The sequence below is a fragment of the Micromonospora sp. NPDC049497 genome (genome assembly GCF_044465805.1).
Classification (GTDB): domain Bacteria; phylum Actinomycetota; class Actinomycetes; order Mycobacteriales; family Micromonosporaceae; genus Micromonospora.
Genome location: NZ_JBITMC010000001.1, coordinates 230,682 through 250,550, shown reverse-complemented (window position 1 = coordinate 250,550; position 19,869 = coordinate 230,682). Strand labels below are relative to the sequence as shown.

Sequence of the window (19,869 nt, the reverse complement as noted above, 5' to 3'; positions counted from 1 at the left end):
TCCGGCGTACCCCGCCGGCCCGGGCCGCGTCATGTCAGGCGTCGGCGCCTCCGCCGGTGTCCCTGCCCGTCAGATCTTGTCGATCGGGGCGTGGCGCAGCACCAGCCACATCGTCTGGTCGCCGAAGTCGATCTGCGCTCGCGCCCCCGGGCCGTGCCCCTCGACGGCGAGCACCCGACCCAGGCCGTACCGCTGGTGGTTGACCCGGTCCCCGGCCGCCACCTTCGGCCCCTGGGGCAGCTCGCTGGCCGTGGTCAGGCGGCTGCCGTCGACACCGAGCCGCTTGGCGAGCTGCGCCGCCCTCGGCGTACCCCCGGTGAAGCCGCCACGCCCGCCGGGCGCGCGGTCGGCACGGCCGCCCACGCCGCCGCCCCCACCGGCCCACGAGGTGTACGACCCCTCGGTGCGCTCCCAGTGCACCAGCTCGGTGGGCAGCTCCTCCAGGAACCGTGACGGCGGGTTGTAGGCCGGCTGCCCCCACGCCGAGCGGGTGACCGCCCGGGAGAGGTAGAGGCGCTGCCGGGCCCGGGTGATGCCGACGTACGCAAGCCGGCGCTCCTCCTCCAGCTCGCGGGTGTCACCGAGGGAGCGCAGGTGCGGGAAGACCCCGTCCTCCAGGCCGGTCAGGAAGACCACCGGGAACTCCAGGCCCTTGGCCGTGTGCAGGGTCATCAGGGTGACCACGCCCTGGTGGTCGGGATCGTCGGAGGGGATCTGGTCGGCGTCGGCGACCAGCGCGACCTGCTCCAGGAAGCCGGCCACGGTGGCCCGCTCCCCCTCCTCGCCCAGCGCCTCGATGCGCTCCGTGTACTCCCGGGCGACGCTGACGAGCTCCTGGAGGTTGTCGACCCGGCCGGCGTCCTGCGGGTCGAGGCTCTCCTCCAGCTCGGTCAGGTAACCCGAGCGGGTGAGCAGCGCCTCCAGCACCTCCTCCGGGGTGCCGGTCTCGGCCAGCTCCCGTGCGCCGTCGAGCAGGGCGACGAACTCCGCGATGCCGTTGGCGGCCCGGGTGGAGATGCCCGGCGCGTCCTTCGCCCGGCGCAGGGCCGCGCCGAAGGAGATCCGGTCCCGGCTGGAGAGCGCCTCCACGCAGGCCTCCGCGCGGTCACCGATGCCCCGTCGCGGGGTGTTGAGGATCCGGCGCAGGCTCACCGTGTCGTCGTCGTTGACCACCGCCCGCAGGTAGGCCAGCGCGTCGCGGACCTCCTTGCGCTCGTAGAAGCGCACCCCTCCGACCACCTTGTAGGGCAGGCCGGCCCGGATGAACACCTCTTCGAAGACCCGGGACTGCGCGTTGGTGCGGTAGAAGACCGCGACGTCCCCCGGGCGGGTCTCCCCCGCGTCGACCAGGCGGTCGATCTCCCGGCCCACCCAGTCCGCCTCGGCGTGCTCGGTGTCGGCCACGTAGCCGACGATCGGATCGCCGGCCCCCGCCTCGCTCCACAGCCGCTTGGGCTTGCGGGAGGTGTTGCGGTCGATCACCGCGTTGGCGGCGTTGAGGATGGTCTGGGTGGAGCGGTAGTTCTGCTCGAGCAGGATCGTCCGGGCGTCGCCGAAGTCCCGTTCGAACTCCAGGATGTTGCGGATCGTCGCGCCCCGGAACGCGTAGATCGACTGGTCCGCGTCACCGACCACGCACAGCTCGGCCGGCTCGATGCCCTCGGTGCCGGAGACCAGCTCCTTGATCAGCACGTACTGGGCGTGGTTGGTGTCCTGGTACTCGTCGACCAGCACGTGCCGGAACCGCCGGCGGTAGCTCTCGGCGACGTGCGGGTGCGACTGGAGCAGGTGCACCGTCGTCATGATCAGGTCGTCGAAGTCCAGTGCGTGCGCCTCGCGCAGCCGCCGCTGGTAGAGCGTGTACGCCTCGGCCAGCGCCCGCTCGTTGGGCCCCTTGGCCCGACCCGCGAACTCCTCCGGGTCGACAAGCTCGTTCTTCAGGTTGGACACCTGGGCCGCCAGCCCGCGCGCGGGGTAACGCTTGGGGTCGAGGTCCAGCTCGCGGGCGACCATCTGCATCAGCCGGCGGGAGTCGTCCGCGTCGTAGATCGAGAAGGTCGACTTCAGGCCGGCGTGCTCGTGCTCGGCCCGCAGGATGCGGACGCACGCGGAGTGGAACGTCGACACCCACATCAGCCGGGCGCGCGGACCCACCAGGTGCGCCACCCGCTCCTTCATCTCGCCGGCGGCCTTGTTGGTGAAGGTGATCGCGATGATCTCGCCCGGGTGCACGTCCCGCGCGGCGAGCAGGTAGGCGATCCGGTGGGTGAGCACGCGCGTCTTGCCCGACCCGGCACCGGCGACGATCAGCAGCGGCGAGCCGGCGTGGGTGACCGCGTCCCGCTGGGGACCGTTGAGGCCCTCGACCAACTGCCGGGGATCGAGGTGCGCGGACGGCCCGGGCCTCCGGGGCGGGGTCCGGGCAGGCTCGGGCGCGGGAGGGGACGCGGGGATGTCGAAGAGAGGATGCATCGCACGGCGAGTCTATGCCGCCCGCCGGACACTTCCGCCGACGCACGCCCGCGGTGCAAGGAAGGGCCCCTTCTTAACGCCTCCGGTAGAGGAAGGGCCCCCGCTTAACGTCCGCCGAGGCGGTCTTCGGGGGTTTCCTTGCGCGGCCCGTGCCCGGGCGGCATACTCGACGGCGTGTTCGGTCAGCGCTTCTACTTTTACTACGGCACCGGGAGTCCGGCAGCCGTAGGTCGCGCCTGAACGACAAGACCTACGAAAAGCCCCGGGCTCCGAGAGCCCGGGGCTTTTTCGTCCCGGGATCCGGGCACCGGGCCCGACGTCCGAGGGGTACGGCGATGATGGCAGACGTGGCGGAGCAGAGCGGCAGCCTGGCGCGACCGGAGGCCGGTGGGACCGACGGCAGCCCCGGCGACACCCGTACGGGCACCACGGAACCGATGGCGGCGGCCCGGATCGCCGAGATCCGCAAGCGGATCGACGAGATCGACAGCGCGCTGATCGACCTGTGGCAGGAGCGCGCCCGGCTGTCCCAGGAGGTCGGGGCGACCCGGATGGCCTCCGGCGGCACCCGTCTGGTGCTCTCCCGGGAGCAGGAGATCCTGGAGCGGTTCCGGTCCGCCCTCGGCGCGGACGGCACGCAGGTGGCGCTGCTGCTGCTCCGGGCCGGCCGCGGGCCGCTCTGACCTTCGGATCCGACGGGTGCGGTCCGCAGCGCCCGGCCCGCACCGCCCGTGCCCGTCGCCCGCGTTCCGCCGGCCCGGCCTCGGACGGGCGAAACGAGGACCGGGGCGCCGACCGTTGTGCGGTCGACGCCCCGGATCACTGAGGAGGCACTACCTTCACCGCCGGCCCGGTCTGCGGTGGCCGGGCGACGGCGTCTGGGCGGTCAGTCGACCGCGTGCACCACGTCGCGTACCTCGGCGAAGTGGCAGGCGCTCGGGTGCGGCGACTTCGCCTGCGGCACCAGGAGCGGCTCCTTCTCGGCGCAGATGTCCTGGGCCTTCCAGCAGCGGGTCCGGAACCGGCAGCCCGACGGCGGGTTGGCCGGCGACGGCACGTCACCGGTCAGGACGATCTGGTCCCGCAGCCCGCGGAGCTTCGGGTCCGGGACCGGCACCGCGGAGAGCAGCGCCTGGGTGTACGGGTGGGTCGGGTTCTCGTAGATCTCGTCCTCGGTGCCGATCTCGACGATCTTGCCGAGGTACATCACCGCGACCCGGTCGGCGATGTGCCGGACCACCGAGAGGTCGTGCGCGATGAAGACGTACGACAGACCCAGCTCGTTCTGGAGTTTCTCCAGCAGGTTGATGACCTGCGCCTGGATGGACACGTCCAGGGCGGAGACCGGCTCGTCGCACAGGATGATCTCCGGGTTGAGCGCGAGCGCGCGGGCGATGCCGATGCGCTGGCGCTGACCGCCGGAGAACTGGTGCGGGTACCGGTTGATGTGCTCGGGGTTGAGACCGACCAGCTCCAGCAGCTCCTGGACCCGGGCCCGGCGCTTGTTGCGTGGGACCACGTCCGGGTGCACCTCGAACGGCTCGCCGACGATGTCGCCGACGGTCATCCGGGGGTTGAGCGAGGTGTACGGGTCCTGCATGACCAGCTGGATGTTGCGCCGGCCACGGCGTCGATCGGCGCCGCCGACCTTCGCCATGTTCCGGCCCTGCACGAACAGGTCCCCGGAGGTCGGGTTCTCGAGCCCGACCAGCATGCGCGCCAGCGTGGACTTGCCGCAGCCGGACTCGCCGACGATGCCGAGCGTCTCGCCCCGGCGCAGCTGCAGGTTGACCCCGTCGACCGCGCGGACCGCGCCGATCTGCTTCTTGAAGAGGATCCCCCGGGTGAGGGGGAAGTGCTTCACCAGGTCGCGGGTCTCCAGCACGTAGTCACTCATCGCCCTTGACCTCCTTCCAGAAGTGGCAGGCGGCGGTCCGGACCGGCGACACCTGGTACAGCGGCGGCGACGGGTCCTGCCGGCAGACGTCCTGCGCGTAACGGCACCGCGGGTTGAACGCGCACCCCTTGGGGATGTTCGTCAGCGCCGGCGGCAGCCCCTTGATGGCGCTCAGCTCCTGGCCCTTGAGGTCCAGTCGCGGAATCGACTCCAGCAGGCCCTTGGTGTACGGGTGGGCGGGGCTGGCGTAGATGTCCTCGACCGGCGCCTCCTCGATGACCCGACCGGCGTACATGACCGAGATCCGGTCGGCGACGTCCGCGACCACGCCCATGTCGTGCGTGATCAGCACCAGGCCCATGTTCCGCTCGCGCTGGAGTTCGGCCAGCAGCGCCATGATCTGCGCCTGCACGGTCACGTCGAGCGCGGTGGTCGGTTCGTCGGCGATCAGGATCTCGGGGTCGAGGGCGAGCGCCATCGCGATCATCACGCGCTGGCGCATACCGCCGGAGAACTGGTGCGGGTACTCGTTCACCCGCTGGCGCGCGGCCGGAATCTTGACCAGGTCCAGCAGCTCGATGGAGCGGGCCTTGGCGTCCTTGCGGGACATGCCGCGGTGCTTGCGGAACAGTTCGCCGAGCTGGAACCCGACGGTGAAGACCGGGTTCAGCGCGGAGAGCGCGTCCTGGAAGATCATCGCGATCTTGTTGGCCCGCACCTTGCGCCGCTGCGACTCGGGCAGCTTCAGCAGGTCGACACCGCGGTAGAGGATCTGACCGCCGGTGATGAACCCGGGCGGCGTGTCCAGGATGCCCATGATGGCCTGGGCGGTGACGCTCTTGCCGCAGCCGGACTCACCGAGGATCGCCCGGGTCTCACCCGCCCGGAGGTCGAAGCTGACACCGTTGACCGCGTGCGCGATGCCGTTGCGGGTGCGGAACTCGACGTGGAGGTCCTTGACCTGCAGCGGCATGGCGTTCGGGTCGAGGCCGGGAATGGCGTCCATCTTGACGTTCACATCAGTGCTCATGGCGCTCACCGGAACTTCGGATCGAGGGCGTCACGCAGGGCGTCACCCATGAGGATGAAGGACAGCACCGTGCCGACCAACAGCCCGCAGGGGAAGAGCAGCAGCCACGGGTCCTCCAGGAAGTAGACCTGGTGGTCCGAGATCATGATGCCCCACGACTGGGCGGGCGGCTGGAGACCGACACCGAGGAAGGTCAGCGTGGCCTCCGCGGCGACGAACGAGCCGAGCACGATGGTCGCGTACACGAGCATCGGGGCGACCGCGTTGGGCAGGATGTGCCGGAACATCAGCCGGCCGTTGCCCGCGCCCACGGCCCGCGCCGCCTGCACGTAGTCGAGGTCCTTCGACGAGATGACGCTGCCTCGGATGATCCGGGCGATCGTCGGCCACGCCAGCAGGAAGAGCACCAGCGTGATGGTCCAGATGTTCTGCCGCTTGATCACGGTGAGGAACACGATCGCGCCGAGCAGGAACGGCAGCGAGAAGAAGATGTCCATGATGCGCGAGATGATGGTGTCGACCCAGCCGCCGTAGTAGCCGGCGAGCAGGCCCAGCACACCGCCCACGAGCACGATCGCGCTGGTGGCCATGATCGCGATGACCATGGACGGCCGCGCGCCGTAGATGGCGTGCGAGTAGTAGTCACAGCCCAGCGTGTTGAAGCCGAAGGGGTGGTCCCAGCTCGGAGAGATCCGCGAGCGGTCGGTGCTGCAGTCACGCGGATCCTGGCTGGTCCACAGGCCCGGGAGGGCCGCCATGGAACTGACCACGAGGATGTAGGCGAAGGCGAGCATGAAGACCGGGTCCCGGACCAACTGCCGGCGGGCGTCCGCCCACAGGCTCGCGCTGCGCTCCTTGCCGCCGGTGGCCGGCTCGTCCGGAGTCGGGCCTTCGCCGCCGATCGGAGCACCGCCGACGGCGGTGCTGGCGCCCGTCAGGTCACTCATGTCCACACCTCGTTTCGATCTGCCCTGCCGCGGGCGGCCAGGAGACGCTGCTCCCGCCGCCGGTCGCTCACCACGGTCCGGTCACTCATAACGGATCCGCGGGTCGAGCACGGCGTACAGGATGTCGACCAGCAGGTTCGCGATCAGCACCACCAGCACCAGCATGGTGACCACACCGACCACCACCGAGGACTCACCGGTACGCGCCGAGAGCGTCACCAGCCGGCCGATGCCCGGCACGTTGAAGATGGTCTCGGTGACCACGGCGCCGGCCATCGAGGAGCCGATGTCGACACCGAGGAAGGTGATGACCGGGATCAGCGAGTTGCGCAGCGTGTGCACGCCGATGACCCGCTTGTTCGCCAGGCCCTTGGCCCGCGCGGTCCGGACGTAGTCGGCCCGGATGTTCTCCATGATGCTGGTCCGGGTGAGCCGGGCGGTGACGGCGAGCGAGGTCGCGCCGAGCACCATACCGGGGATGATCAGGCTGGCCCACGGGTAGTCGGGCTTGAAACCGGGGCTGAACATGCCGTTCGCGATGACCTCGGGCACCCAGGCCTGGTCGCGCAGGACGTTGCCGAACTTGACCCCGACGAACTCCCGCACCAGCACGCCGAGCACGAAGATCGGCACCGAGATCACGAACACGGTGGTGATCTTCACCAGGTTGTCGGCGAAGCTACCGCCCCGCAGGCCCGCCCACACACCAGCCGAGATACCGACGATGGTCTGGAAGACCATGGCGATCACGAGCAGCTTCAGGGTGTACGGGATGGCGTCGGCGACCAGCTCGGTGACCTCCCGCTGCCGCAGGTTGATCCCGAAGTCGAAGCGGAAGAAGACGTCGGTGACCCGGTCGACGAACAACCCGAAGCAGGGGTTGCCCCTCTGGTCGAGGCAGGGGTCGGCGTAACCGAGTCGCTCGGTGATCGCCTCCAGCAGGGCCGGCGGCGGCGTCCGGTCACCGAACAGCGCCCGAACCGGGTTCCCGCTGAACTGGATCGCCAGCGAAGTCAGGTAGTGGAGCAGGAACATGGTGCCCAGCATGGTCGGGATGAACTGGAGCAACCGTCGAATGACGTAGCGCCCCATGTCGGGGTCTCCTCTCGGCGCTGACGTGGCGGCAACGATCACCCGGTGGGGAGACCGTTGCCGCCACGTCGTGTTACGGCTTGATCAGGACTCTGAAGCTCAGTTCTGCTTCAGCGAGGTCGAACCGTAATCAGCGTCAGCGACGGGGTTCCAGACGAACTTGTCCACGTTCTCGCCGTAGACCGCCGCGGTCTTGCTCCACCACATCGGGATGACCGGGAGCTCCTCGACCAGGATGTCCTCCGCCTTCTGGTAGAAGGGGATCGCCTCGTCGATGTTCTTGGCGGCGTCACCCTGCTTCAGCAGCTCGTCGAACTGCGCGTTGCTGAAGGTCGAGTTGTTGCTGTCCGCACCGGTGCTGTACAGCGGAGCCAGGTAGGTCTCCAGGTACGGGTAGTCCGGGCCCCAGCCGAGGCGGAACGGACCGGTGAACTTCTTGCTGTCCGCGGTCTCCAGGTACTCGGCGAACTGCAGGTTGACCTTCAGCTCGTAGTCGATGCCCAGAGCGGCCTTGATCTGGTCGCCGACCGCCTGCAGCCACTTCTCGTGACCGGCACCGGCGTTCGCCCACAGGGTCAGCTTCTTGCCGGCGGGCCAGCCACCGGCCTGCTGCAGGAGCTGCTTGGCCTTCTCGACGTCCTTCTTGCAGTACTGGCAGACGTTGTCCCGAGCGCCCTGGAAGGACGGCGCGACGTAGCCGGTGGCCGGGGTGAACCGGCCGTCGAAGACGGCGTCGATGATGGACTGCCGGTCGATCGCCAGCGAGAGCGCCTGGCGGATCTCCTTCTTCTGGAACTCCGGCTGGTACATCGGCATGCCGACGTAGGTGAAGCTGTCACCCGGCTGCTCGAAGAGGCGGTCGGCGTAGGTCGACTTCGCCTCCTTGTACCGCGCCGGCGGCAGGGTGTACATCACGTCCAGCTCACCGGCCTGGAAGGCGGCGTAACCGGCGTCGACGTCCGCGAAGATCCGGTAGGTGATCTTGTCGGGCTTGCCCGGCTCACCCTTCCAGCTGTCGCTGCGGACCAGGTTGATGGCAACGTTGTGCTGCCAGCTGCCCTCGATCTTGTACGGGCCGTTGCCGATCGGCGTCTCGTTGCACTTGTCGGCAGCGTCGACACACGCCTTGGCCATCGGGGAGAAGCCCGGGTAGCCGATCGTGGTCGGGAAGCCGGAGAACGGCGAGTCCAGCTCGACGGTGAAGGTCAGGTCGTCGACCTTCTTCAGGCCGGAGAGCTCCTTGGACTTCGGCTCGGGAGCCTTCTTCGGGCCCTCGCCGTCCGGGTCGGTGGACGAGACGTCCTTGATGCCGGCGATCCGCTTCATGAAGTAGCCGTTGTTCTGGGCGTTCGGCCCGTAAGCGGCGTAGTTCCACGAGCGGATGAAGGCGTCCGCGTTGACCGGCTCACCGTTGTCGAAGGTGTAGCCGCTCTTGATCTTGATCGTCCAGACCTTCTGGTCGGTCGACTCGATCGACTCGGCCAGGTCGTTCTCCGGAGCACCGGTCTCGGTGTTGTACTTGACGAGACCGCGGTAGAGCTGCCGGATCACGTACAGCGACGGCTCGTCGTCACCGGCGGACGGCAGCAGGAACGCCGGCTCCGACGCGTAGACGCGAAGCTCGCCACCGGCCTTGCCACCGGCCTCGTCGGCCGTGTCATCGCCGCCACCGCTGCATGCGGTGGCCAACATAGTGATGGCGGTCGCCGCGACCGCCACCTTCAGGAATTTCCCGCGCATGGGAGTGCCTCCTCAAGGGCGCTCAGCTCACGAGGGGGTTGTGAGGTGCCTGCAACTGTGACACCCGATGCGTCCTGGCGGGAAGGCGTGTTATCAACCCGATACCCGGCCGGGACGGTGCCGACATCGACGCCGAGGCGAGTCGTCGCCGCCCGCCGAGGCGTGGTAGGACCTGCGCGAACGCTCCTCGCGAGCGCTCACACCGCGAGGACGATCGGCGTGCGTGGCGTTCCCACGCTCCGCCACGCCCCTGGCCGACGTCCGCCGGGCGCCCGCCACCTTCGCCCGTCCGGACGATGTCGACTTCGGCTGTGCGGACACCCGTCGCCACCGGGGGGAGGCGGGCAGCGACGTGGGCACTCTTGATCACGCAGAGTTACTACGTGGTTGCGACGACGCTCCCGCGTCGAGGTGGTGCGGGCGCCGGGCGGAGGAGCGACGGGCCGACCCCGTGGCGGTCGGGTCGGGCGGATCGATGCTGCCACCGCTACCCGGACGGCACGCTGACCGCGACGCCCGCCCGGCGGCGGGACGATCCGCCGGCTCCGCCCGACCGGGGTGCTGACCAGCGCACCTCCGCGTCGGCGGAACCACCCGGCCAGGCCCGCCACCGGATCACGTGGCTGTCGAGGAGCCGGCGACGTGCGTGATCCACCCCGGACGCCTGCACCGGAACGCGTGCGGAGACCTGCTCGCGGCCGGACCGGAGCCGTGGGTCGTGCGGGGGTCCGGTACGCCGCCGGCCGGACAGGAACCTGCCATCGACGTCACCGACAGTCATGACGTCACGTCGGTCGGCGGATCACACCAGGCGTCGGTCCGCCGCCCACCGGGACAACTCGTACCGGTTGGACATCTGGAGCTTGCGGAGCACGTTGGACACGTGCGTCTCGACCGTCTTGATCGAGATGTACAGCTCCTTGGCGATCTCCTTGTAGGCGTATCCCCGGGCGAGCAGGCGCAGCACCTCCCGCTCCCGGTTGGTGAGCTGGTCCAACTCGGGATCGGCCACCGGGGCGTCGGGCCGGGCCGCGAAGGCGTCCAGCACGAAGCCGGCCAGCCGGGGACTGAACACGGCGTCACCGTCGGCCACCCGGCGGATCGCCGCCGCCAACTCGTCCGGCGAGATGGTCTTCGTGACGTACCCCCGGGCACCGGCCCGGATCAGCCCGATCACGTCCTCGGCCGCGTCCGAGACGCTCAGCGCCAGGAACTTGACCTGCGGGTGCGTACGCCGCATGGCGTCCAGCACCGCACGCCCCCCGCCGTCGGGCATGTGCACGTCGAGCAGGACCACGTCGGGCTGCGTCGCGGCGATCCTGGTGACCGCCTCGGCCACCGTGCTCGCCTCGCCGACCACCTCGACGTGGGCGCCGAGTTCGGCACGGACCCCGGCCCGGAACATGGCGTGGTCGTCGACGAGGAAGACGCGCAGCCGCTCCGGCCCCGCACCCGCGCCCTCGGTCGGCTCCATCGACAGCTCGCCCATCATTTGTCCCTCTCCGCCGTGGCCTGGTCCTTGCTGATCGGAAGGATCAACCGGACCTCGGTCCCCTCCCCCGGCCCGGACCGGATCTCCGCCCGGCCGCCGTGCCGCTTCATCCGCCCGATGATCGAACCGCGGACGCCGTGCCGGTGGTCCTCCACCGTATCCGGGTCGAAGCCCTTGCCCCGGTCGCGGACGAAGACGCTGACCTGATCGGGCTCGACCTCCGCGTACAGCGAGACGGTCTGCACCCCGGCGTGCCGCGCGGCGTTCACCAGCCCCTCGCGGGCGGCGGCGACCAGCGCGCCGACCCGTTCGTCGGTCTCCCGGTCACCCACGACGACGGCCTCGACGGTGATCGCGTAGGTGTCCTCGACCTCCGCGGCGGCCTGCTCCAACGCCGCGGCGAACCGCTCGTTCGGCGAGGCGGTGGGCTTGTAGAGCCAGTTGCGCAGGGAGCGCTCCTGCCCCCGGGCCAGCCGCTGCACGGTCTTGACGTCACCGGCGTTGCGTTGGATCAGGGCGAGGGTGTGCAGCACCTGGTCGTGCACCATGGCGGCCAGCTCGGCCCGTTCCTGCTCGCGGATGCGCCCCTCGCGCTCCGAGCGGAGCTGGTTGTACGTCCGCCACAGCACCGGCGCGGCGACCACACCGACACCGGCCAGCCCGACCAGCGCGAAGATCACGCCGTTGAGCACGGCGTCGAAGTTCTGCGCCGGCGAGTAGACCGCCGCGACGCCGATGATGCCGACGGCGACCAGCACCCCGCCACCGATGAACCGGAGCACGAAGGCCCGCCGGTCGCTCTCCTCCACCACCGCGCCCAGCCAGGGCACCGGCATGGAGTCCCCCCACTGGCGGCGGCGTTCCGGCGCGGACTGGTGCCAGATCACGCCGGCGCCGACCGCGATGATCGCGACCAGCCAGCCGGCCGTGCCGGTCGCACCGATCGAGTCGAAGACCACCATCTGGACCACGAGGACGACCAGTCCGATCGCCACGAACGGAAGCAGTTGGCCGACATCGCGCCGGGGCGGCGCGGTGGTGTCGCCGGGACGCAGCGGCACCACCGCCCAGAAGGCGGCGTAGAGCAGCAGACCGAGGCCGCTGAGCCCGAGCAGCACCATGAAGGCGACCCGCACGCGCAGGACCGAGATGCCGAGATGCTCGGCGATCCCGGCGGCCACACCGGCGGCCATCCGGTGCTCGGGGGCGCGGTAGAGGCGTGGTGGCTGGGTCACGGCGCTGATCGGAGGCTCCCCTGGTGACGGCGGGTACGGCGCGGGCAACAGTCCGCTGCCGGCGCCGGCTCGATCGTCACACGCCGGCCGGCCCCCCGACCACGGGGACGCCCCCGACATTCGGCCCTCCGGTATCTCAGGGTGGGGTCAGGGTCCCCTCCTGAGGCCGGCGGGGCCGGTCAGGGAGCAGGATCGGGGCATGAACGACGAAGCTGCCCAGCCCCCGGCCCCGGGAGCGGCACAGCCGGGCGGACCGCCACCGGCGACACCGACTCCCGGTGCGGCCCCGCCGGTCGCGGCACCGGCCGCCGCCGGGTTCCCGGGCGCGGACGCCACCGGCGGGGCCGCACCGCCGGAGGGCGCCGCGCCGACCGCCGTCCCGCCGCCTCCGCCCGGTGGCGCCGGCTTCACCTCCCGGTACGGGCTGGTGCGTCCCCGTGACGGCCGCTACCTGGCGGGCGTCTGCGCGGCGATCGGCCGGGCCACCAACACCGACCCGGTGGTGTGGCGCGTGCTCCTGGCGGTGCTGGGCTTCTTCGGCGGCATCGGCATCCTGGTCTACGTCACCGCCTGGCTGATCATCCCCGGCGAGGGCGACAGCGCCTCGCCGGTCGAGTCGATGCTGGGTCGGGGCCGGTCCAGCATGTCGCCGGTCACCGTGATCGTGCTCAGCATCCTGGTCGCGGTCAGCTTCGCGTACATCGTCACCGACGCCTTCCGCGCGCTGCTGCTGGGCGCGACGATCCTGGTGGGCGGCTCGCTGCTGCTCAACCGTGAGAACCGCGACCGGCAGCCTGGCCCGCCGGCCGGCGCCGTGCCTCCGGGGCCTGCCGCCGCACCTCCGGGTCCGATCCCCCCGGTCACCTACCCCGGCCCGGCCGCCGCGCCGCCGCCGGCCGCCGCGCCCGCCACCCCGTGGGCGTACGCCGACCCGCTCGCCGCCCCGGCCGTGCCCGCCCCGCCGACGGTCCCGGGTACGCCGACCGAGCCGACCGCCGAACTGCCGGCCCAGCCCACGCCTGCCGCTCCGCCCGGCGCACCGACCCCCGGCTGGCCGGCGCCGGCCTTCCCCACCTCCGGCTGGCCCGCGCCACCGGTCACCGGCACACCCGTCGTTCCTCCCGTGAGCGCTCCCCCGGCCCGCTCCGGTTACCAGCCACCGTTCGCCCCGTACGGGCCGTACGCCGGGCGACCGGTCCCGCCACCACCGCCACCACCGGTCAAGCCGCCGAAGCGGCCCCGGGAACGGTCGCCGCTGGGTGCGGTCACCTTCTCGCTGATCTTCCTCGCCCTGGGCACGGTGGCGGTTCTCGACCTCCTGCACGTCTTCGACATGGGTGCCTCGGCGTACTTCGCGGCGGCCCTGGCCACCATCGGGCTGGGCCTGCTGGTCGGCACCTGGTTCGGTCGGGCACGCTGGCTGATCGCGCTGGGCCTGGTCACGTCCGCCGCCCTGGCCGTGGCCACCGTGGCCGAGTCGTACGACCGGATCCGGGGCGTGGACGGCGCGGTGACCTGGGCACCGACCAGCCACACCGAGCTGGCCACCCGGTACGAGAACAGCTTCGGCGACGCGGTCCTGGACCTGCGCGCCGTCGACTTCGACAAGAAGACCACCGAGATCACCGTCGCGATCAACTTCGGCGAGGCGACGGTGGTGGTGCCTCCGAACGTCGACGTGACCACGCTGGCCGACGTCAACGCCGGGGATGCGACCGTCTTCGGCCGGCGCTACCGCACGCTGGACGACCGCGCGCGGGGGGTGGACGGACCCCTGCGGGAGACCACCGACCTGGGCGCCGACGGCGCCGGCGGTGGCACACTCCGCCTGCTCATCCACGTCAACGCCGGCAATCTGGAGGTGACCCGGTGAGCGCGAGGAGTGAGCCGGGGTTGCGAGCCCCGCAGTCGCGAACGACAAAGAGCCCGGTGAGCGCGAGGAGTGAGCCGGGGTTGCGAGCCCCGCAGTCGCGAACGAAGGAGACCACCCCGTGAGGGCCCACCGCACCGACCTCGTGTCCCTCGCCTTCGGCCTGCTCTTCCTCGGGTTCGCCGTCTGGTGGCTGGTGGCCCAGATCCTGGGGCTCGTCCTGCCGCCGGTCGGCTGGTTCCTGGCGGGCGCCCTGCTCGTGGTCGGTGTGCTGGGGCTGGTGGGGGCGCTGCGGTCGGCGCGGCGGGCGGTGGGGCCGCCGTCCGGCGACACGCCGGCTCCGGGCACCGACGAGTGGCCCTCGCAGGCCGTCACCGACCACGACGACCGGGCGGACGAGTGGCCCACCGAGGCGGTCACGGATCGCGACGAACGCGCCGACGAGTGGCCCACGGACCGCGACGAACGGACCGACGAGCGGCCCATCCTGCCGTCCGCCGACGACCGGGAGCGTCCCCCGAGCTGACCTGCGGCGGTGCCGACCCCCGCCGAAGCCGCCTATGCTGGCCGGTGGAGACCCGCCTCCGCCGGCCCGGCCCGCGCCGCCGGGCCGCCTCCGGCGCAGCGACGCCGGTCGGGGCGGTCCCGCCGCGATCTCGTCCCCATTTCGTCAGGAGCCCGACCGACATGACGCAGTCCCCCGCCGTGCGCACCTCCGGCCGGTCCGGTCCGGTCCGCATCGGCGAGCGAGCCGCCCGCACCCTCGTCGCCGAGCTCGCCCGGATGAACGACCCGAAGTCCGCCCTGCTGGTCGGCGCGACCCCGGAGTCCGCGGTGCTCGCCGCGGCGATCGACGGGCTGCTGCCCGGCGACACGCTCACCCTCGTGCCGGCCGCCTCGACCGACGCCCGGCTGCTCCGGGAGCACGTCACGGCGCAGGGACGCTGGGTCGCCGAGCGGGTCCGGGTGGTCGACACCCTCGCCGAGGCGGAGCCCGCTGCGGTGGTGGTCGCGGGCGAGCCGTTCACCGGCACGCCCGAGGAGACCCGCGCGGTCGTGGGGGAGCTGGCGAAGTACCTCACCGGCGGCGCCGTGCTGAGCGTCGCGACGACGGCCACGCCCGGGCGTACCGCCGGAGCGGCGGCCGAGCTGGATCGGCAGGGGGCGCTCTACGGGGTCGGCAGTGACCTGGTGCTGCGCAACACGCCGCCGCTGCGCGTGCACCGGCTCCGCTTCACCCCGGCCGACGCCGCCGCGGCCGACCGGCTCGCCCCGGCGTACCGCCCGTCGAGCGTCCCGCTGACCCGCGGCATGCACATCGACTCGAACGGGGTGGCCGCCGCCGGCATCACGCTCGGGCTGGCCGCGCTGGCCCGGCTGACCCGACCGAGCTCGAAGCTGTGGCTGCTTCCGGCGCTGGCCGCCGCCCCGGTGGCCGCCTTCTTCCGCGACCCGCAGCGGGACGTGCCGGAGGACCCGTCGGCCGTGGTCGCGTCGGCGGACGGCCAGGTGCTGTCGGTGCAGCGGCTGCACGACGAGCGTTTCGGCGACGGTGAGTGGTTGCGGATCGCGGTCTTCCTGTCGGTGCTCGACGTGCACGTCAACCGTGCTCCGGTGGCCGGCAAGGTGGTCGACTACTTCGTGGCCGACGGTGGCTTCGTCAACGCGATGAAGCCGGACGCCGAGCACAACGTGGCGGCGTACACGGTGCTGGACACCGCGCGCGGCACGGTGGTTGTGGCGCAGCGCACCGGGCTGATCGCCCGGCGGATCGTGCAGCGGGCGCCGATCGGCGCGCTGCTGGCGAAGGGCGAGCGCTTCGGCCTCATCCGGTTCGGCTCGCGCACCGACGTCTACCTGCCCGCCGAGGCGGCGGAGCCGCTGGTCGGCCCCGGCGACAAGGTGGTCGGTGGTTCAACGGTCATCGCCCGCTGGCGCTGAGGTCCGCGGACGGAGAAGGGGCGCCGCGATCGTCGCGGCGCCCCTTTCTGCGTACGGGGTCAGGCGGTGCGGCGCTGGCGCAGCCAGAGGACCGGGCCGCTGACCAGGTAGCCGACCACGATCAGGGCGAACGTGACGCGGACGTCGACCAGGGCGCCGACCACCGGGGCCAGCCACACCCACGGCGGGAGCTTGACCAGCCGGGCGAGCTTGGCGTACGGGAAGCTGGACACCATCGCGAAGGCGAGCAGGCCCACCCCGGTGACCAGGACCAGCCCCGGGATCGGCAGGCCGATGGCGACGGTCAGCGCGAGCACGGCGGCGGCCATGGTGGTCGGCACGCCACAGAAGAAGCGCCCGTCCTTCGGCGAGACGTTGAACCGCGCGAGCCGGATGGCGGCGCAGGCCGCGACGAGTGCGCAGGCGACGGCGGCGGCGGCCGGGGGCACCGAGCCGGCGAGCGAGGCGTAGACCACGACCGGGGCGGCGAGGCCGAACGAGCACATGTCGGCCAGCGAGTCCATCTGGGCACCGAACGGGCTGGCGACGCCGAGCTTGCGGGCGAGCGCACCGTCCAGGCCGTCGAAGGCGACGCAGGCGATGAGGCACAGCGCCGCGATCCGGGCCTCGCCCTGCATGGCGAGGAAGATCGCCAGCATGCCGAGCATCAGGCTCGCCAGGGTGCAGGCGTTGACCAGCGCGAACTTCATCCGGCGGGCCATCGTCCGCTCACCGGGCAGCAGCGGGATCGACCGCGCCGTGTCGTCGTCGACCGGGGTGACGGGGCCAAGGGCGGGGCTGACCGGGACGACCGCGTCGACCTGGGCCCGCTCGTAACGGCTCAGGCCGTACCGGCGACGCGGCCGGTCGGTGTACCGGTGCTCGGGCAGCGCCAGGTCTGTGGCTCCGCGCAGGTCGCCGTCGCGGCGGCCCACCCGGACCAGGAGCACCTGCCGGGCGAACGTGCCGCTGCGGCGCAGCGGGCCCGCCCAGCGGCGCCCTGCGGGGCGCGGACTGTCAGTGGTACGACGCCGGCGCCAGGGGGCTCTCGGCACGTTTCCTCCATCACCGGATCGGTTGACCGCCACTCCGGGCGGGCGTCCGGCTGTCTCGTGCCGGACCATCATCTGACCCGGCAGCCGTTTTGCGGAGTACACCATCGCACAGGGGTACGGGGATTGGCGATAGCTGCCGGCGGTACTTATATCTCCCTTAAACCGCGCGAACCGCTCTCTTATTCCCATCTCGGGCTTCATCGCCCGTTTCCTCCATCAACCCCACGCCAAATGTACCGGACCCTTGCAGTACCGGCTCGCCGAGCGGGTGCCGCCTGCCCGGAAGTCCGGTTCCAGTCGCGGTGGGGCGAGGCCACGCCTACGGACGGTAACCGAGCGGTCGACCGTCGACCACCCGGGCGGCGATCTCCGTCAGGCGCAGGTCGGCGAGCTGCTCCGGGGTGAACCAGCCGGCCCGGGCGGTGGAGCCGCCGGCCAACTCGGTCACCTCGGGTTCGGTGGGCAGGTCGACCGCCACCCGGTAGACCACCCGTACGCCGTGCCAGTCCAGCGGGCGGCCCTCGGGCCCCAGCGCGGCGGGGTTGTGCAGGTTGTCCACGCCGATCAGGTCCACCACCCGGCCGAGCTGGCCGGACTCCTCGACGAGCTCCCGCAGGAGTGCGGCCACCGGCTGCTCGCCGTGGTCGGTGCCGCCGCCGGGCAGATGCCAGCGGCCGGCTCCCGGGTAGCCCTCGGCGATCATCGTCAACAGCACCCGCCCGGACGGGTCGGTCACCAGCCCGTACGCGCCGAAGCGCAGCCGCCGGTCCGCCGGCGGGGTGGCGAACGGCTCGCGGCGACGCAGGGCCCCCGGTGGCAGCGGGGTGACCGGCAGGCCGAGCGCCTCGGCGGTGAAGGGCAGCAGCGGCAGCTCACCGGCCTCGGCCGGGCGCAGCCAGCGGGCGAGATCGGTGGTCCCGTCCCCTTCGTCGCGCAACGTCCCGGCGGTGGCGATGACGTCGAAGACCAGCCGGTCGGTGTGCAGCGCCACCCGGAGGTCGGCGTACGGGACGACGTCGGCGACCACCGACCGCAGCCCGGTCACCTCGACGGTCAGCCCGGTCTCCTCGGCTACCTCACGGACGACGGCGTGCGCCGGGTGCTCGGCGTGCTCCAGCCCGCCCCCGGGCAGCGACCAGACCCCGGGAAAGTCGGCCCGGGCCGAACCCCGCACGAGCAGCACCCGCCCGGACGGGTCCCCGACGACCCCGTACGCCCCGACCCGCCGCCGTTCCTCCATGGCACCCACCAATCCCCCGCCCGATCCGTCGACCACGACGGTGTCAACCCGTGATCGCCGTGTCCTGACGATAACGTCATGATCGGCGCGGCGTGCCGCGCTGCGTCGACGGTCGAGCGCGGCGCGCGGGACCGTCGGCGCCGGTCGGTCCGGCTGGCGCGGCGGAGGGCGATGTCGCATTCGGTGAGTGGAACGTCATGTACGTCACCCGGCTGCCGTGACAGCCATGGAGTTCCACTCGGCACAGAGCGCTGGCGCTTGCCGCCGGACGCACACGCATGTCCCGGGGACCGGGATCACCGCACGGCGTGGGAGGCGAACCGCCCGGAGGCTACGTCACCGGCCGGGAAAGGACGGCCTCGAGGCAGGGATGGGAGTCAGGTGAGGCGGGCGGCTTGGACGGCTTCGGCCGTGACCTCGGTGAGGCGATCGGCGGGGAGGGCGCCGAGCTCCTCCCTGGCGAACCAGCGGGCCTCGCAGGTGGAGCCGCCGATGTCGGCGACGGTGGGCGGGGCGGGCTGGTCGACGACCACCCGGTAGAAGGCCCGGACGCCGTGCCAGTCGATCGGGTAGCCCTCCGGGCCGAGCGAGGCGGCGTCCCGGTGGCTGGCCACCCCGAGCAGCTCGACCAGGCGGCCGGTCTGCCCGGTCTCCTCGACCAGCTCGCGGATCAGGGCCGCGCCCGGCTGCTCGCCGTAGTCCGTGCCGCCGCCGGGCAGGTGCCAGCAGCCCGCGCCCGGGTAGCCGTCGGACACCCGGGTCAGCAGCACCCGGTCGTCCGGGTCGGTCACCACGGCGTACGCGGCGAAGCGCTGCGCCCGGTGCAGCCCGTCCGGGCCCGGCACCGCGTAGAAGGAGGGAAACTCCGGCGCCTCGTCGGGGACGATGTCGGCCGACGAGGCGGGCAGGCCGAGGGCGCGCGCCGTGAACGAGCGCAGCGGCAGCTCGCGGGCCTCGTCGAGGGTGAACCAACGGGCCAGGTCCGTGGGCCGGTCCACGCGGTCGTTGAGCGTCCCGCCCCGCACCGAGACCTGGTAGACCAGGCGGTCGGTGTGGATCGTGATGCCCCGCTCGGGCAGCGCCCGCATGTCGGCCAGCACGTCGTGCAGGCCGGCGACGGAGACCGAAAGCCCGGTCTCGGCCGCCGTCTCACGGACGACGGTGTGGTGGGGGTCCTCGCCGTGGTCGACCGCCCCGCCGGGCAGCGACCACGTGCCGGGGGTGCCGGAGCGCTCCGATGCGTGGACCAGCAACACTCGGCCAACTGAGTCAGCACAAACTGCGTATGCCGCGATCCTGCGGAGCGGCTCCAGCAAGGTGGTCACGGAGCCAAATTCTCCCCGTCCCGGGTTACCTCCATCGAAAAGAGTCAGATTCCTGACTCAATGCTCGCGGATCAGGGGCGCATCAGGGTATGGATCCGGGCGGTCACCGAGGTCGCCCGGGACACCGGCGCGGACCGTGGAGGCATGACAACCACCACCCCTCCCCAGGCCCCGTACAAGCAGCTCCGCCGCCCCACCCACGACCGGATGGTCGCCGGGGTGGCCAGCGGGGTCGGCCGCTACTTCGCCGTCGACCCCAACCTCGTCCGGGTGGTCTTCGCCGTCGGCGGCCTGCTCACCGGCGGGCTCGCGCTGCTCGCGTACCCGATCATGTGGTTCCTGATGCCCGAGGAGCCGGCCGGCGCCCCCGCCTGGCCGCACCCGACGGGCACCGCGCCGCAGCCCGCACCCGCCGCGACCACGCCGCCGACCGTCGTGGGGCCGACCTGGCCGACCAGTCAGGCCGAGCCGCCGACCGTCGCGACGCCGACGACCCCGACCACGCCGCCCACCGTGCCGCCGGCGGCGTGAGC

At 71.9% G+C, this 19,869-nt stretch carries 15 protein-coding genes and 1 pseudogene; 5 read left to right on the top strand and 11 right to left on the bottom strand.

The features are described 5' to 3' along the window. Window positions 1–69: 69 nt before the first annotated feature. Window positions 70–2,472 carry a DNA helicase PcrA gene (pcrA, locus tag ACIBR0_RS01160; protein WP_357031571.1) on the bottom strand — a complete coding sequence of 801 codons (2,403 nt, stop codon included), beginning with the start codon at window positions 2,470–2,472 and terminating at the stop codon, window positions 70–72. 335 nt (window positions 2,473–2,807) lie between these two features. Here pcrA and ACIBR0_RS01155 point away from each other — a divergent pair, with 335 nt between their 5' ends. Further along, the gene (locus ACIBR0_RS01155; protein WP_396711973.1) at window positions 2,808–3,155 is read left to right on the top strand and encodes a chorismate mutase; all 348 of its coding nucleotides are present in this window, start codon (window positions 2,808–2,810) and stop codon (window positions 3,153–3,155) included. A gap of 203 nt (window positions 3,156–3,358) precedes the next feature. On the opposite strand, the gene ACIBR0_RS01150 is transcribed toward ACIBR0_RS01155, so the two are convergent. The 7 genes from ACIBR0_RS01150 to ACIBR0_RS01120 all read right to left on the bottom strand — a co-directional run bounded on the left by ACIBR0_RS01150 (window position 3,359) and on the right by ACIBR0_RS01120 (window position 11,905). Continuing rightward, window positions 3,359–4,369 (bottom strand): dipeptide ABC transporter ATP-binding protein, encoded by a 1,011-nt coding sequence (locus tag ACIBR0_RS01150; RefSeq protein ID WP_357031577.1) that lies wholly within the window; start codon window positions 4,367–4,369, stop codon window positions 3,359–3,361. Beyond that, window positions 4,362–5,399 carry an ABC transporter ATP-binding protein gene (locus ACIBR0_RS01145; RefSeq protein WP_396711971.1) on the bottom strand — a complete coding sequence of 346 codons (1,038 nt, stop codon included), beginning with the start codon at window positions 5,397–5,399 and terminating at the stop codon, window positions 4,362–4,364. The genes ACIBR0_RS01150 and ACIBR0_RS01145 overlap by 8 nt, the downstream gene beginning before the upstream one ends. A gap of 5 nt (window positions 5,400–5,404) precedes the next feature. Beyond that, window positions 5,405–6,346: an ABC transporter permease gene (locus ACIBR0_RS01140; RefSeq protein WP_396711969.1), complete on the bottom strand. Its 942-nt coding sequence runs from the start codon at window positions 6,344–6,346 to the stop codon at window positions 5,405–5,407. An 81-nt stretch (window positions 6,347–6,427) separates the two neighbouring features. Continuing rightward, on the bottom strand, window positions 6,428–7,438 hold the full coding sequence (locus ACIBR0_RS01135) for an ABC transporter permease (RefSeq protein WP_396711967.1): 1,011 nt from the start codon (window positions 7,436–7,438) through the stop codon (window positions 6,428–6,430). A gap of 99 nt (window positions 7,439–7,537) precedes the next feature. After that, entirely contained in the window at window positions 7,538–9,178 is a 1,641-nt protein-coding gene (locus ACIBR0_RS01130; RefSeq protein ID WP_396711965.1) for an ABC transporter substrate-binding protein, read from the bottom strand. 802 nt (window positions 9,179–9,980) lie between these two features. Continuing rightward, complete coding sequence (locus tag ACIBR0_RS01125) at window positions 9,981–10,667, bottom strand: response regulator transcription factor (protein ID WP_357031593.1); 687 nt, start codon at window positions 10,665–10,667, stop codon at window positions 9,981–9,983. Next, on the bottom strand, window positions 10,667–11,905 hold the full coding sequence (locus tag ACIBR0_RS01120) for a PspC domain-containing protein (protein WP_357031596.1): 1,239 nt from the start codon (window positions 11,903–11,905) through the stop codon (window positions 10,667–10,669). The genes ACIBR0_RS01125 and ACIBR0_RS01120 overlap by 1 nt, the downstream gene beginning before the upstream one ends. A 199-nt stretch (window positions 11,906–12,104) precedes the next feature. Between ACIBR0_RS01120 and ACIBR0_RS01115 the strand changes: the two genes are divergently transcribed. The 3 genes and pseudogenes from ACIBR0_RS01115 (at window position 12,105) to ACIBR0_RS01105 (ending at window position 15,716) form a co-directional block, all read left to right on the top strand. Continuing rightward, window positions 12,105–13,778, top strand: a complete 1,674-nt coding sequence (locus ACIBR0_RS01115) for a PspC domain-containing protein (protein ID WP_396711962.1) — start codon at window positions 12,105–12,107, stop codon at window positions 13,776–13,778. Between the two features lie 118 nt (window positions 13,779–13,896). Continuing rightward, a pseudogene (locus tag ACIBR0_RS01110) lies at window positions 13,897–14,080 on the top strand (hypothetical protein); the annotation flags it as partial. A gap of 382 nt (window positions 14,081–14,462) precedes the next feature. Next, window positions 14,463–15,716, top strand: coding sequence for a phosphatidylserine decarboxylase (locus ACIBR0_RS01105; protein ID WP_396711961.1), 1,254 nt, complete (start codon window positions 14,463–14,465; stop codon window positions 15,714–15,716). 59 nt (window positions 15,717–15,775) lie between these two features. Here the strand turns inward: ACIBR0_RS01105 and ACIBR0_RS01100 are convergent, their stop codons facing one another. From ACIBR0_RS01100 to ACIBR0_RS01090, 3 genes are all read right to left on the bottom strand, one after another. Continuing rightward, entirely contained in the window at window positions 15,776–16,696 is a 921-nt protein-coding gene (locus tag ACIBR0_RS01100) for a CDP-alcohol phosphatidyltransferase family protein (RefSeq protein ID WP_396712433.1), read from the bottom strand. 394 nt (window positions 16,697–17,090) lie between these two features. Beyond that, a complete protein-coding gene (locus ACIBR0_RS01095; RefSeq protein ID WP_396711959.1) occupies window positions 17,091–18,011 on the bottom strand; it encodes an NUDIX hydrolase in 921 nt (306 codons plus the stop codon). A gap of 377 nt (window positions 18,012–18,388) precedes the next feature. Continuing rightward, on the bottom strand, window positions 18,389–19,336 hold the full coding sequence (locus tag ACIBR0_RS01090; RefSeq protein ID WP_396711957.1) for an NUDIX hydrolase: 948 nt from the start codon (window positions 19,334–19,336) through the stop codon (window positions 18,389–18,391). Window positions 19,337–19,480: 144 nt separating this feature from the next. On the opposite strand from ACIBR0_RS01090, the gene ACIBR0_RS01085 reads away from it, so the two are divergent. Next, window positions 19,481–19,867 (top strand): PspC domain-containing protein, encoded by a 387-nt coding sequence (locus ACIBR0_RS01085; protein WP_396711956.1) that lies wholly within the window; start codon window positions 19,481–19,483, stop codon window positions 19,865–19,867. The last annotated feature ends 2 nt before the right edge of the window (window positions 19,868–19,869 follow it).

Bases quoted from the DNA above. Each gene is read 5' to 3' on its own strand.
- ACIBR0_RS01150 (WP_357031577.1), bottom strand. From the start codon at position 4,369: ATGAGTGACTACGTGCTGGAGACCCGCGACCTGGTGAAGCACTTCCCC.
- ACIBR0_RS01085 (WP_396711956.1), top strand. From the start codon at position 19,481: ATGACAACCACCACCCCTCCCCAGGCCCCGTACAAGCAGCTCCGCCGC.
- ACIBR0_RS01145 (WP_396711971.1), bottom strand. From the start codon at position 5,399: ATGAGCACTGATGTGAACGTCAAGATGGACGCCATTCCCGGCCTCGAC.
- ACIBR0_RS01105 (WP_396711961.1), top strand. From the start codon at position 14,463: ATGACGCAGTCCCCCGCCGTGCGCACCTCCGGCCGGTCCGGTCCGGTC.
- ACIBR0_RS01095 (WP_396711959.1), bottom strand. From the start codon at position 18,011: ATGGAGGAACGGCGGCGGGTCGGGGCGTACGGGGTCGTCGGGGACCCG.
- ACIBR0_RS01140 (WP_396711969.1), bottom strand. From the start codon at position 6,346: ATGAGTGACCTGACGGGCGCCAGCACCGCCGTCGGCGGTGCTCCGATC.
- ACIBR0_RS01135 (WP_396711967.1), bottom strand. From the start codon at position 7,438: ATGGGGCGCTACGTCATTCGACGGTTGCTCCAGTTCATCCCGACCATG.
- ACIBR0_RS01155 (WP_396711973.1), top strand. From the start codon at position 2,808: ATGATGGCAGACGTGGCGGAGCAGAGCGGCAGCCTGGCGCGACCGGAG.
- pcrA (WP_357031571.1), bottom strand. From the start codon at position 2,472: ATGCATCCTCTCTTCGACATCCCCGCGTCCCCTCCCGCGCCCGAGCCT.
- ACIBR0_RS01130 (WP_396711965.1), bottom strand. From the start codon at position 9,178: ATGCGCGGGAAATTCCTGAAGGTGGCGGTCGCGGCGACCGCCATCACT.
- ACIBR0_RS01125 (WP_357031593.1), bottom strand. From the start codon at position 10,667: ATGGGCGAGCTGTCGATGGAGCCGACCGAGGGCGCGGGTGCGGGGCCG.
- ACIBR0_RS01115 (WP_396711962.1), top strand. From the start codon at position 12,105: ATGAACGACGAAGCTGCCCAGCCCCCGGCCCCGGGAGCGGCACAGCCG.